We start from the raw sequence: 13,925 nt of genomic DNA, 5'->3' as shown, positions 1-13,925 counted from the left end.
ACTCCTCAAAAGATTATTTTAGCGCATTCATAATATGCTTATAGTTCAATGTATTATGTTTCTCATCCACCCACTTCGCAAAAGCCTTTGTTACACTAATAAAATCCTTTTCCCCTGTTGGACTTACATATTCATATAGATTATAAAACTCTATAGTCATGACGTTTTTCCAAAAGTCTAGATTCATAGTGTCCCATGATGTACATTTAGTTGTTTCAAAGATCTCTCGTAAGTCATGTAAACTGTTTCTATATTTTCTTATCGTTCCTTTTGATTTGCCTTCGGTTTTTTCTTCATAAAAGGCAAGCATATCTTTAGCGAAAAAGCTTTCGGCTGTATACGGAGTAAAACCTAGAACTTGTAAAGATTCTACGGCTTCGTTGTTCACAAAGTTTAATTTTGTAACTGTACTAGTACGGGAAGAATTATCAGTTACATACTTGGATAAAGGTAAACCCATCATTTTACGATAGGTGTTAAAGTCTGGTGTCACAGCAACTTTGCCAAAATGTTTAGCTAGTTGTGCATGAATCTGATACTCTTCTTGTTTTAACCAAGTTTCTAGCTGCTCTAACTTTCCATGATCTTTTAATGCAGATGGCGTTAACGAATCAAACATTAATATTGACTTGTTTTCATACAACATGTATTGCGCTTGAGCGTATAGAGCGAAGTATTCTTTCGCATCTTCTGGAATATGAATAGAGAAGTTTTTAATCTCGACGGTTTCTCTAACGGAATAAGAATTTACTCTCTCATCTGTTTTTGTTAAAACAATTCCTGTTGCCGCTAAGTCTGTCGCTAGTTTAGTAATGAAAGATTGGTTGAAAGAAGTGACTTCCATTACATGATCCTTTATAGAAATCGTTGCCTTTACTTCTGCTATGTGCACTTTTCCTTCTAATTGACTATCCTCGTATTCATGCCAATCTGCTACCCAAGTGAAGTGTTTTACTCCACCTGTGCCGCTTTTAACAAAATGTATGTTTTGGTGGAATTGCTCAATTAAGTTTTCTACATTTTCCGTTTCGTATACGGCGGTAACTTCTTCGATCTTTTTTTCGGCGAAACTTTTCGTTGAGTCATCAAGTAAAATAGCCAAAAGCTCTGGATAATACTCCATAATTACGTTTTCTTCACTCATATTTTCTTCTTTTACTAGTGTTAAGATTTTTTGTTTTGCCTCATATAATCGAAGTGGTTCTACGAATAGTTTTGCTCCATTAAAATAAAAACTCTTGTTAAATTCTTCTAATAATGAAACGGTACCGAACCATGGCAATGAGTGAGCTGCATTTTCTTTTACTCTCGCTACTTTGTACGTTTTTTTAGAGAACATATCTTCAAATGTGATGGTTTCCTCTGTATCCTGAATCGCTTGAACTAGTTGAGGTTTTAACGAAACCCAAGTATTTAATAGTTCCATTTCGTTAATGGGCAGCTTGTCTTTATTATGGTCAGCAAACTCCTCAACAATTCGTTTGCCTTCAGATTTATAGAAGAAAAATAACCAAAATTGAAAAAATCCTTTTTCAAAGTTTTTGTTTATTTTGTTTTCGGTTCTTTTTTGAAAGATAAAGTATAGTTGGTTGTATTCGTTAAAGGAGAGTGTTTCATTTACGTAACGGTTTAGTTTGTTAACTAGGTCGTGTTTTCGTTGTAAAAATCTTTCCTCTTTTATTTTAGCTGTTTCAACTATTGCTGCTTTTTTTAAGCAACATTTTTTGTGTTTTTTTCCACTACCACATGGACATGGATCATTTCTCATCGGTACACCTTCTTTAATAGTTTGGAAATTTTCTATATGTTTTGAAACGAGTTTAGTTGGGATGTTAATTGCTCGATAAAATGGTTTGATTGAACACGGATAGCCACGTATGGTGGTCGTGTATGTTGAATACATTCAACTGGAGCGCCTAACCAAAATATTTCTTCATCAATGATTAATATTGGAAAAGGTATATCTGTTTCTGTTTGGGTATGTTTCGTCAAATTTTCCATGCTGGGAGATGCCATAATTTTGACAATCACGTTGTTTTTAATAGCATTAAGCTCCTTCGTCCATTCTTCCGGGAGTTTGTCGCTATTAGGTATAGAAATAACAACCGACTTTTTTGCCTGTTTTATATCTTGAAAGATGAAATCCGTCTTTCTTGCGTGAAACCACTTCACTTTAGGGTGTTGATTTTTTATCCACTTGCCAATCATTTCGGATGAAACGATTGCTCGTTGCTCTGTCTGGTGTTTCACAAGCTGGCGGATTGTTTTATTCGTACTAGTTGTTTTTGTTATAAAATGTCGGTCGCAAACATGAATGAACTTACCTTTAGAACGGGTAACAGCAACGTTTATAAGACGATCATTGTTTTTTCCGGTTAAAAGCATACCTGGGCGTTCAAAAGGAAAGCTATCGACGGAGTCATAAATCATCACATCTCTTTCGCTACCTTGAAATCGATGAACAGTTGCGGCGGAGATAGTTGCCTGTTCCCTTTCTTTTTTTAAAGTTCCTTCAAGTAATGATTCCATTAATACCGCTTGGGCACGGTACGGAGTGACGTATCCGATGGATGTAGAGCCAGCTTTATATGCTTCGTAAATTAGTTGAAAAGACAATAATAAGTGCCATACATTCATTCGAGAGCCAGACGTTCTTTCTGTTATGCAATTCATTCCCATAAAGGAAGTGTCTAAAAGAGCGGATGCTATTTTAGGGAATGGTTCTATTTCCGCAATACTTTCACGCGCCTGCCCAACGGTTGGATGGTCACCTACTAATGAATGATATATATATTTGTTCGTAAACGACGAAATATGTGGATGCATTCTACGTTGCTCTTTTAATAAAAAAAGATGTGGATGTAAAGTATCGGATGAGACAGATTCCACGATACCTGCCCCATTAAAAACATCTTCCTTTAACCATTTTTCAATAAGTGGATGTCTCCCTGAAGCAATTGGCGGGAGTTGCTTAAAATCTCCACAAATGATGATACGTTTTCCAAGGGAAGCGGCAAATGCTGATTGCGGAATATAGGCCATACTTGCTTCATCTAAAATAACTACATCATAGTCACTTTCGTAAATGTTTTGGTCTCTTGCTGCTTTAGCAAGCGTAGTGCCGATAACTTTTGCTTCTTCTAAAATTTTCAATTCTTTTTGTCTTATTCTTTCTTGAAGGCGGGAAAGCTTACTCTCCACTTCAAGTAACGTATCGTAATCCCGTTTACTAAACGATTGGTTTAAATCGGATTTTAATAGCTTTCTCTGTTCTGTCAAATTTTCGCGGTCACTTGTAAGTTGTGGATCATTTTCTTCTATAAGCTTATTAGTTGTGTCAAAATCCACATGAATTGGCGTTTGGCCATACCTAATAATTTCACCCGTTTTATAAACGTTTTTTCTTTTAGTGAAAGCAGTTAATTCTTGAACTAAGACGTCCACCGCTTGGTTGCTATGCGATAAAAGTAAAATTCGTCGTCCTTTCACATAGTGGTTAGCAGCTACTCTTGCTAACGTATACGTTTTTCCTGTTCCAGGTGGTCCCCACACAAATGTGACAGGGTTGTTTTTGGTTTGAATATATAGTTTTTCAACTGTTGAAGTGCTTTCCTTCGATGTTGGTTTTAATGGATGAGTAGGAAACAATAACTTTTTTACTCTAGAAAGCTTTTTCTTACTTTTCTTTATTTCCCCTACCCTTGTGTAAAGTTCATCTAGCAGTTCCCACGGGTCGTAAAATAACCATGCTTCTGAGATTAGGTCACCAATTGAATTTTCAAAAGATAAAATGACACTTGAACCATCAGAAGAAAGAATAGTTCCTTCATAGGTGGATTTTCCATATTCTAACTTGATTTGAGCACCAATTGGTATAAAAAGCTGGTTTCGGGAAGGAAAATAATATTGATAATTATTTTCGGTTGAGACAAGATGACCATTTTTTAATAAGTATTTATTGCTGCCATACTTTTTTAAATGGTGTATTTCTGCTTGAATGGCTTTTTCCCATTCATTTATGTAAGTTAGAATAGTCATCCCGAATCTTTCCTTTATCGCGAAATTTCAAAAACTTTCAGAAGAATTTGTGCAACTGGAAAAAGCTCAATCTGTTAGGATTGAGCTTTTATGTTTTTCTAATATAACATATTTCCGTTACGTTTTAAATAGTTAACGACCAACAAACATTTGTGTCCAGTAATGGCCATTTTCAACATACCCTACACCAATATGTGTGAAATTAGGGCTTAAGATGTTTTTACGGTGTCCTTCACTATTCATCCATGCTTGAACGACCTCTTCAGGTGTGCGTTGTCCCATCGCAATATTTTCACCAGCTGTATTATAGGAAATACCAAAGTCCCTCATCATATCAAACGGTGATCCGTAAGTAGGGCTTGTATGAGAGAAATAATTGTTTTGTTGCATATCAGCAGATTTTTGTCGTGCTACATTACTAATTTCCTTATCAGCTTTTAAATCAGATAAGCCAGCTTTTCTTCTTTCAGCATTTGTTAACTCAATAACACGCATTTCTGTTTCACTGATACCTTCTTGTGAAGCGCGTTGTTCTGCATTACCTTGTTCTTGTTGTGCTTCTTCTTGTTGTTGTGTTTCAGGTGCAGGTTGAGCAGGTGCTTCTGGTTGCTGTTGCTCTGGAGCAGGTTGGGCAGGTGCTTCTGGTTGCTGTTGCTCTGGAGCAGGTTGGGCAGGTGCCTCAGATTGCTGTTGTTCTTGTTCTGGTGTTGGAGCAGGTTGTCCTTGCTCTGGAGATGCTGCTTGACCACCTTTTCCACCAGGAATACGGAATTCTTTTCTACCTAATTCAAATTTATAAACTGAAAATGGACCATCTTGAATCTTTTGACTATGTGGAAACTTTTCACTTGGAGTGCTTGTGCTATAAGAGTTTGGATCAATGGTTAAGTATCCACCGTTACGAACTTGTTGAACTTCATTCGTTTGAAAATTTACAGAACGGTTGTCACGTTGAGTTACTTGACGTAAAGAACGGTCAGCTTGACTCATTCCTCTATTACCTTGACCCATTAAACGATCGCCAAGACGTTGTCCGCCATCACGAACATCTCCACGATAGTTAACCTGTTGTGTATTTAAATTTTCATCCATTCCAGTGTTTTGATTAGGTGAGTTTTGCGCTCCTTGGTTCATACCACAAGCTGTTAAAGCAAGCAATATTAGAGCAGCAAGAAACAATTTGAAATGATTCAATAGTAAAACCTCCTTTTGAAATTCAGTTTGGTACAATATTATGGTTTCTTTTGTGAGGTCAAACTATTATTGCCAATTATCGATAATATTACAAAAAAATCCCTGTATGTTATTTCACATACAAGGATTCAGGACTATTCTCCACTTTCTAAAATCGATTCAAGTACTTTTTGAACTTTTAATCCTTCTTCAAAATTAATTAAAAATGCCGATTCGTTTTGAATGGCTTTTTTTAGTTCATCGAGTAGTGTTCGGTTTGATTCAAGGTGATCAGTCGGCATATTTTTAAACGCTTCGTTATTGTTTGCTACGCTCACTTCTCGCCAATTGTCGATGGCAAAAGATTGATTTGATCCGTGAACAATAAAAGAGATATGTTCTTGTTCTGCCTGGCCAACTAAACCATCTACCATTACTTTAACTCCGTTTTTTAATGTTAACGTTGCTAAAATTTCTAATTCACTATCTACTCCATTTTCTGGATAGTTGATCGTGCATGTGGTTGTTTGCATCTCTCCATAAAGGTGTACAATCATTTGTAAATAATGTGGCATGATTTCTCTAATAAATCCACCCTGCTCTCGTTTTCCAATCCAAGGTGTTTGCTGCCATGGTCTTGGCCATTCATGAAAATGCATTTTTAAAGTGATTCGTTTAAGCTCACCTATTGTTTCGCTTTGAACAGCATTATGTAGTAATTGAAATGGAATGTCATATGGTAGTGGAAAGTGAATGGCATGTACTACATTCATTTCGTTTGCTTTATGAAGCATTTCTTCGGCTTCCTTTAATGAGTTAGCGAGCGGTTTTTCACATAACACATGTTTTCCATGGTCAAATGCAGCCATAACGACTTCATAATGAAACGCAGGAGGTACAGCAACATATATTAATTGAATTTCTCCGATTTCCAATAACTCTCTGTAGTCAGTGTAGTAAGGTATGTTTCCTAAAGATTCTGAAGTTTTCATGCAAATGGCTTCATTTAGGTCGCAAAGAGCAGCTATTTCAAAGTCTTCATGTTTGAAAATTTGATGAATTAAACGCTGGCCAACAACACCAAGGCCAACTATTCCAACTTTAATGGTCATAAGTTACGGTTCCCCTTTTATTTCGAATATTGAAATATCAGTATTATTTTACACTATTTTCAGGCAAACAAAAAGAAGGCATTTAAGCCTTCTGAATTATTTCTTTTTATTTTCAAATTGTTGTTGAAAGGTTTCGCCAGCCATGTAGGAGTCACTTACTTGTTCATGTGTTTCTGCAAGCCCTGTGGATAATTGGTCTTCGCGTTGGTAGTCTTCCACTTCATATGTTCTGCCTGCAATGGATTCTGATGAAGGTTGTTTTTTATTTGGTTGATTTTTCATTTAATTGGCCTCCTAAAATTTTATATTGCATTTTATTGTTTGGAAAAAGCTGATTTTCATTCGTCGACCGTTAATACGTTGTAAATCGAAAGAACTTTTGTAAGTGGTAGAGTGTTCTCATTAGTAGTGGGCGGTCGTCTGCGTATTCTTCGTAAGGTAAGGTAAAGATGGTTTCTTCGTTTTTCCATAATCGATTGAAATAATCGTCTACTTCCATGATTATATCTGAACTATTTGGTGCATTTATTTTTACATTTGTTTCTAAGTTTAAGTCATCTAAATTTCTCTTTGTGTAATTGGCTGAACCACTAATAAGAACGGATTTGGTTTGTTTTTTGATAAAAAGTGTCTTTGGATGATATTGTTCTTTTAGTGTATTGTACCAGCGAACTTCTAGGTTTTCACTTGTGTTTTCTGTTAGTTCATTAGCAACAGGTCTGTTTGGCAGGCCAATCTTCTCTTGACCAAATGCATTTTCGTTTGGGTCAAGTATGATTCTAACTGTAACTCCTCTTTCTGCTGCATTTTTCAGTTCATTTATTATCGTTCGTTCAGATAAATAAAACATCCCTAACCATATCTCTTCTCCTGAAGAGGTTTCCTTTATCTCTTTTACTACATGTTTTAATATTTTGCCTTCTGTTAGTAGTTGGGCGGTTACATCATCTAAATATTCATTGGAAAGGTTCGGTTTCTTTTCAAATTTAAAAGGTTTATTTGACATGTTCATTGTAGCCAATTCGGATTGAACTACATCTTCAATAATAGGACCTTTTAACTCAATAGCAATATTAGAATGGTTTGCACTTCCTTCATGAGGATTTGCGGATGAAATAATCGCTGATTTTTCTGTTGCTACTAGCTTTCGGTGGTTTGCTTTTATATTTAGTAAAGATAAATAGGATCTAACAGTTACATCTGGGCCTTCTTCATTTAGTGGATTTCTTACCCACCCTTTCCCTTCTTGTCCAAACCATTGAAAAAACACTCTCCAAACACTAGAGTATATTGGATTAGAATCACGTAACGGCCGTAGTTTTGTCTCTACAACTTCAATTCCTTCACTTTTTAATGTTTCTAGCTCAACAACTTTATGGGATTGATAACTTGAGTTCACTTTATCTGTTATAAAGACTATTGGCATGTTTGGTTCTGCTCGTTTTTTCTGAATTAGCCTTTCGACTATATTTTTTATTATCGCATCGTCATTGTTGTTCCTTGAATGTGCATTAAATAAGAAGAAGTCTACAATAATAAAATCCTCCGCTTCCTCTATTATTTCGTAAATACGAGGGAAGATGTTTTGCTCCTGTTCCTTTTCTCCGTCTATTTCGTAAGTTAAGTCATATATGAAAGAAATATCTTCTACTTTCTGTTCTTCCCCTTCAAAAGAAATACCATCGGGTAATGGTTTATAACTATGGTAGACGCCTGTTACTACTAAAATAATTAATAAAAGAATGGTTATGAAAGCTCTCTTTGAAATCTGTCTCAAAATGTGTCCTCTTTTCTGATTTACTCTCAAGTTAATACTTCTTAATAACCTAAAAAAAGAAAAGATAAACTTTAGTAAATTAATTGTCATGTGACAAGCTGACTTGTAATAAATAATGATAAAGCTAGGTTCATGATGGGCGAACCAATTAAAATTAGACTCATATGATACAGTATCTCTGTCCTTTCCGTATAAGTTTTATACTCTGCCATTTATTGTAGAGCCCACCTGAAAAAGGAGTGTTATGAGTGGATATAGGAAATAAAAGTATCATGCCCAAATTATATATTGGTTCAACAGATAGTATTAAACCTAACCAGCAATATCTTCGGAAAAGCTACTTAGCTGAGTTTTTGCAAAAACAGCAAGAAACGAATAGTGCATTAACTAGTTCAATTCAAATGATGTCCGCTGAAATGTTAGATTATAAATCTAATCATTCTATGGCGTTTACTGAAATAGACAGCAAACTAACTTCTCAAGAAAGAATTGCAAACGATCTTGTGAAAGGAGTTCAGAATAGCGAAAAAAACGATTCGGAAATTTTTTCGCGTTTAACACATCTAGAAAAGTTAAGCATGAAGATTGAAGAAATATTAAGTAATGAAAAGTTAATGAATGAAGCTACGATTGAACAGTTAGCCTTTTTAGAACAACTTACAAGTAACGTAAACAAAAAATTAGAAAACTTCCAAACCGTTCAGGAAAACTTACAAGAACAAATAAAACAACAAGATGATCTGGTAATAAAAGTTAGTGAAAAATTGGATATTCAAGATATTTTTCATCAAACAATGATGGAGCGTTTTGATAAACAAGAAATGAATACAAATAAAATTGCAAGACAGTTAGATGAGTTAAAAGAGTCTCTAGTAGAAAGAATTGAAACAACGCTAGAGTCCCTTCTTTTTCAATACAAAAACACAGTAAGTTACATTAAAGAATTGTTTCTTACAAAAAATCGATAAATTAACTTCTCCCTTCGCTCTCCCTATTACGAATAAATAAATCCATTTTTTGGAATGATATTTGTAAATGGACGTAAGGAGAGTGAAAATATGGAGATAATGTCCATTATTCGATATGCTTGCTCTTTTTTAGGGATAGTTTGTTTAGCATTTACGTACAAACATATGTATGGCAAAAAGAAAGAATATGCGCAAAAAGAAGATGAACTGTAACTGAATCCGTTTTACTCTTTCTGCTACCTAGTAATAGGTAGTTTTTTTATATTATTTTCCTTCTAGGACAAAATAGAAAAAAATATAGAATGTGGTGATTAACATACAATATTTTAAACCTGATTTTGAGCTTCACCATTTTTTCGATATAACAGCAGAGTGGCTGCAAACGAATAAAATTAAGACGATTTTTTCTGATTTAGATAGTACGCTTGCTATTCATGATCAACCTGGTGGTGAAGATTTAAAAGTGTGGATTGAGATGTTAAAATCCCAAAATGTACAACTGGTGATTGCTTCTAATAACAGTCAAGGCCGTGTGGAGCGTTTTTGTAAACCGTTTGATATTATTGGTTTTGGTAAATGTGCTAAACCGTTACCGAACGTTTTGCTTAAACATATGAAAGAGTTTGGTGCAACGTCGAACACTTCTATTTTCCTTGGTGATCAGTTGTTTACAGATATTTGGTGTGGAAAATTACTTGATATGAGAACCGTGCTTGTAAAACCGATAGGAATGGAACATGAGCCTATCCAGATTGTATTAAAACGGAAGCTAGAAGCGGTTGTTAGGAAGCGATGGTGATTAAGAATTGGTTGAAAAGACCCGTATATCAGTAAAATGAATAACATAAATCAACAGGTACCTGGCACCAAGTTTCAACACAAAAAGGAGTTTGTGTTAATTTATATTTATAACTGTTTTGCAGGTACTCATTCATCTGCATTAGCAGCTGCTTATCAACAGCTTTGTTTAACAATACCAAAATAAATAGCCCAAATAAGAGTAATTTAAACTCTTTTTGGGCTTTTAACATCTTTACTTACTTGATACTAGTTGCTTATACTTTTGATTATTTTCTAATAAATAGTGCACATAATGTTTATCAGGAACTAACCAAGCTGCATACGTACGCTTCATAAACTGTTCTGCTGCCTCAAATGACTCGTAATCTTCTTCGATTAGTACTTCATTGTTCTCTATTTGCCAATTTCCACTATTGTTTTGATAAATGAAGAATGTTCCATAATGTTTCGAATCATATAGAGAGCCTTTAGGTGACTTTTTAACATTAAACTCGTTCTTGTCGGCATCCATGCGAATTGGTTCCATTTTAAAAGGCTCTACTACAAATAGCGGAAACGCTTCTTCATTTAAATTACAACCAGAAGCTTTTGCATGGCCTCCTCCTTCATACTTAGCGGCTACCTCCGATACATCAACATGTTCGTGTATGGTTCTTAAGCTAATTCTTTTGTTCCCGACGCTTACAATAGCGATGTAATCTAAGTGAGTGTTCTTTTTTCCGAACAGGTTACCGAGCTCAGATATATAATTTTCAGCATGAACAATACCAACACAATGATTATCTATCATTGTTTGATAAATTTCTTTCTGTTTTCTTTTCAAGTAACGCTCCATTTTGTTTTCTTCCATGTCTAAAATTTGTTTTTCAAAATCATCAAAATCAAACTGAGACATGTCATTTTCTAAACGATTAACCATTCTTTCCTCAAATTCATCAATAGATAAAAGGTAAAATAAATCGTTTAGCCGTTTCGCCTTTTGATTGTTGTTTTTATCCCATTCCCAAGTATCGTATTGTCTTACTAGCTCTACAAATTGATCTAGAGACTCATGTTTTACTAGTAGGTCGGAATCAACTAGATAATCATATAACAATGACGTTGCACTAGTTAATCTGCCATCTTCATAAGAAACTGTTACTGCTGCCCAATCATGTTCGTTTAGGTGTAGTGCAGACTTATGATGGTCAATTAACTTACCAGCACCACCGTGTAAAATCCAGTCTGTGATTGCTTTTTCATTATCTTCATGAACAGACAAGTCTGTAATGTACATAAATGTGTGTGTATCATTTTTTTCTAAAAAGTTTTTCACTTGGTAGTTTAAGCTATGTACAGAGTTGTAACGAACTTCTATCTGTTCCTTATAAGCAAGTTTAGCTAAAATACCACAGCCAACTCCATCCAAGTCGTTATGTGTAAATAATATGTAACTCATTTTCTCGCTTCCTTTCGATTCCATCTTTCCTATTCATTATTTGTTAACATAAGCAAAATAAATCAGCCGATTGAAAAATCGACTGATACAATGGATGAAAACTTATTTTGAATAGTCAGATCCCCATGTTTCTTTTATGTAAGCATCTCTTCCAGACTCTACTCTCTCTTGCTTATATTTTTCAGGATTTTTTTTGTAGAAATGTTGGTGATAATCTTCTGCTTCATAAAATGTAGTTGCCGGTAAAATTTCCGTCACAATCTGTTTACTAAAACGGCCGCTGTTTATTAACAGTTGCTTTGAAATTTCTGCATATTGTTTTTGTAAATCGGTATGATAAAAAATAGCGGTACGGTACTGACTTCCTCTGTCAAAAAATTGCCCTCCAGCGTCCGTTGGATCAATTTGTGGCCAGTATAAGTCAAGTAATTTCTCATACGGGAAAAGCTCAGGGTTAAATGTTATTTGAACGGCTTCGTAATGTCCTGTGTCGCCTTTTTTTATTTGTTCATATGTTGGATTTTCAAGGTGTCCACCTGTGTACCCTGAAATAACTTTTATAATTCCAGGCATTTCATCAAATGGTTTTACCATACACCAAAAACATCCACCAGCAAAAGTAGCTTTTTCTAATTTTTGTTCCATTGTTTTTCCTCCAAAAACACCATTTCCTCGAATTGTATCATTTAATGAAAAAGTTGCCAATTAATATTACCTTATTTAAGGAATAGTTAAATAGATAACGTATATAATTTGATTTCAGTTGCAGGTGTGAGACTCCTGCGGGAAAGCGCGTCAGGGGAGATCCACAGGCGCAGTGCGCCGAGGAGGCTCCAGAGACCGCCCGCGGAAAGCGAGCATCTGCAACTGAAATCAACTTTTACAAACCAATATATTAGTAAGCTTCTTTAATAGAAGATTTACATAATATTGTAATAGTCAATCATAAATAATTTTACTATTACAACATTTTCATGTGTGCGTTTTCATTTATTTACGAATAATAAGGAATACTGTACGATAAGATGTCACGAATTTATGTATGATAGGAGTTTCTGAATGGACATATTAGAACAAATTACACATCTTCAATTATTAAATCAATTTTGGCTTATTCTCTTCTTCCTCATCCCAATGGTTCTAATAGCAAGAACAGTTGTGGCAGGATCAAGATATTCACCGATTTTAATTATCGTTATATTTGGATTAACAATGGGTTATGTATTAGTTGCAAGTGGAGTTGCTAGCCCTGGTCTAGTGGAGTTCCCATTTGTTGACTTGATGGCAAGAACAACCATTATCGCCCTTACTGTTTCCTTTTTTGTAGGCGGGCAAGAATTAAGAAAAATACTCGGCAATAAAGATTTAGAAGGTGAAGATATTGTGGTTCCTTCTAACGAAGAAGTTGTATTAGGAACGACTCGTACTCAATTTTTCTTTATTTTAAGATCTTTTTTCTTATTGTTAGGTATGGAAGGATTGTTGCGTTTTATTCTTGATAACAATTCCACAAGTATCTTTAGTAGCTATTACCCTTTAATTGCTTATATTGGCCTAGTAATTTCAGTTATTTTAATTGACAATCGTGCTCAAATTAAGAATAAGCACCTGTACATTCGTAAAGGGTTAGTCGAAATCGCGGCAATTGTCATGATTCTTTTAATTTCTTATTATGTAGCACAAGTAATTGGAGAATTTATTGCATTACCTCAAATCTTTTATGCAATGATGATCTCAGCGGCCTTAGGTGCAATTCTTTACAAATGGTCGTTTGGACCGACTATACGTGCATTATTGTTTGCAGGTATTCCAGTCGTATTAGCTGCTAACTTTATGGTGGGTGGTTCTCGTATTGGAGATGCATTTAATATTTCAGGAATGAACGCTGTCTTAACGTATGGATTCTTCGGTCAATTGCTTTGGATGTTTGGTGGAATTGCTTTAATTATCTTCTTTTCCAAAACAGCGAACACTAGAAACTTAGCTCCTGGTATGGCTGGAGCCTTATCACACTCAGGACTAACTGGTGCTTGTACTGCAGGTGATTTCGGTAAAACAGCTGCACAGCGAGCACCAATTATGATCAATATCCCGTTCTTCGGTCATGTGTTTGTATTCTCTGTACTGGCGATAAGTGCTGAGCGTGGAAGCCTATGGATGGCTCCTGCCCTATTTATTGTAGGTGTAGGTGTTATTTTAACGGTTCTTTCCTTAAGAAACTTACGTTTAGCATCTGGTGAGGATAAAAAGGAAGTAAAAGCGTTAATGCAGTTTTCGTTTGGATGGCAAATCATTGCCGTATTTGGCGGGCTAAGTCTGTTAAGTTTAAGTACTATGTCCATAGAGTACGCAGCAATGGCTCAAACATCTGCTATTTCACATTTTGGTTTGTTTGCTGCTATCCAAGGGGAAATGTTTGGAACGGATGCGGCCCTTTTAATTCCATTTATCTTCTCTATGCCGTTCTTAGTACATCCACTCGTTTTCTTTATGTTTGGAAAAGCAATGGAAAACAACGGAGACATGCCAAAAATGCCTGTATACATTTTAGCTTTAATCGGAGTTTTAGGTGTTCTGTTTTCTATAATTGCATTATAAAAAGAAAGCAACCGAGCATA

At 35.2% G+C, this 13,925-nt stretch carries 13 protein-coding genes; 4 read left to right on the top strand and 9 right to left on the bottom strand.

Going from position 1 to position 13,925, the window contains the following annotated elements:
• Positions 1-13: 13 nt before the first annotated feature.
• From CDZ92_RS06725 to CDZ92_RS20275, 7 genes are all read right to left on the bottom strand, one after another.
• Positions 14-1,768, bottom strand: a complete 1,755-nt coding sequence (locus tag CDZ92_RS06725) for an SEC-C domain-containing protein (protein ID WP_217990659.1) — start codon at positions 1,766-1,768, stop codon at positions 14-16.
• Positions 1,769-1,800: 32 nt separating this feature from the next.
• Positions 1,801-4,038, bottom strand: a complete 2,238-nt coding sequence (locus tag CDZ92_RS06720) for an AAA domain-containing protein (protein ID WP_096154478.1) — start codon at positions 4,036-4,038, stop codon at positions 1,801-1,803.
• Between the two features lie 132 nt (positions 4,039-4,170).
• Entirely contained in the window at positions 4,171-5,232 is a 1,062-nt protein-coding gene (locus CDZ92_RS06715; RefSeq protein ID WP_227521498.1) for a CAP domain-containing protein, read from the bottom strand.
• Positions 5,233-5,366: 134 nt separating this feature from the next.
• The gene (locus tag CDZ92_RS06710; RefSeq protein ID WP_096154477.1) at positions 5,367-6,323 is read right to left on the bottom strand and encodes a Gfo/Idh/MocA family protein; all 957 of its coding nucleotides are present in this window, start codon (positions 6,321-6,323) and stop codon (positions 5,367-5,369) included.
• 96 nt (positions 6,324-6,419) lie between these two features.
• On the bottom strand, positions 6,420-6,605 hold the full coding sequence (locus tag CDZ92_RS06705) for a YozQ family protein (protein ID WP_096154476.1): 186 nt from the start codon (positions 6,603-6,605) through the stop codon (positions 6,420-6,422).
• A gap of 70 nt (positions 6,606-6,675) precedes the next feature.
• Complete coding sequence (locus tag CDZ92_RS06700) at positions 6,676-8,100, bottom strand: phospholipase D-like domain-containing protein (protein WP_227521497.1); 1,425 nt, start codon at positions 8,098-8,100, stop codon at positions 6,676-6,678.
• Between the two features lie 86 nt (positions 8,101-8,186).
• Complete coding sequence (locus tag CDZ92_RS20275) at positions 8,187-8,312, bottom strand: hypothetical protein (RefSeq protein WP_255249793.1); 126 nt, start codon at positions 8,310-8,312, stop codon at positions 8,187-8,189.
• 36 nt (positions 8,313-8,348) lie between these two features.
• Here CDZ92_RS20275 and CDZ92_RS06695 point away from each other — a divergent pair, with 36 nt between their 5' ends.
• The 3 genes from CDZ92_RS06695 to CDZ92_RS06690 all read left to right on the top strand — a co-directional run bounded on the left by CDZ92_RS06695 (position 8,349) and on the right by CDZ92_RS06690 (position 9,867).
• Entirely contained in the window at positions 8,349-9,068 is a 720-nt protein-coding gene (locus CDZ92_RS06695; protein WP_096154474.1) for a hypothetical protein, read from the top strand.
• A gap of 90 nt (positions 9,069-9,158) precedes the next feature.
• Entirely contained in the window at positions 9,159-9,281 is a 123-nt protein-coding gene (locus tag CDZ92_RS20270) for a hypothetical protein (RefSeq protein WP_255249792.1), read from the top strand.
• A 94-nt stretch (positions 9,282-9,375) separates the two neighbouring features.
• Complete coding sequence (locus CDZ92_RS06690) at positions 9,376-9,867, top strand: YqeG family HAD IIIA-type phosphatase (RefSeq protein WP_255249791.1); 492 nt, start codon at positions 9,376-9,378, stop codon at positions 9,865-9,867.
• Between the two features lie 234 nt (positions 9,868-10,101).
• On the opposite strand, the gene CDZ92_RS06680 is transcribed toward CDZ92_RS06690, so the two are convergent.
• Both CDZ92_RS06680 and msrA read right to left on the bottom strand, forming a co-directional pair.
• Positions 10,102-11,307 carry a DHH family phosphoesterase gene (locus tag CDZ92_RS06680; protein ID WP_096154472.1) on the bottom strand — a complete coding sequence of 402 codons (1,206 nt, stop codon included), beginning with the start codon at positions 11,305-11,307 and terminating at the stop codon, positions 10,102-10,104.
• A gap of 102 nt (positions 11,308-11,409) precedes the next feature.
• Positions 11,410-11,952, bottom strand: a complete 543-nt coding sequence (gene msrA / locus CDZ92_RS06675) for a peptide-methionine (S)-S-oxide reductase MsrA (protein ID WP_096156938.1) — start codon at positions 11,950-11,952, stop codon at positions 11,410-11,412.
• Between the two features lie 414 nt (positions 11,953-12,366).
• Between msrA and CDZ92_RS06670 the strand changes: the two genes are divergently transcribed.
• Positions 12,367-13,905: a hypothetical protein gene (locus tag CDZ92_RS06670; protein WP_096154471.1), complete on the top strand. Its 1,539-nt coding sequence runs from the start codon at positions 12,367-12,369 to the stop codon at positions 13,903-13,905.
• Positions 13,906-13,925 lie beyond the last annotated feature (20 nt).

This window comes from Bacillus sp. FJAT-45066 (genome assembly GCF_002335755.1).
GTDB classification, from domain to species: domain Bacteria; phylum Bacillota; class Bacilli; order Bacillales; family Bacillaceae_I; genus Bacillus_CD; species Bacillus_CD alkalisoli.
Note: the sequence above shows the minus strand (reverse complement) of the source record. Positions and strands in the feature narration are given on the sequence as shown.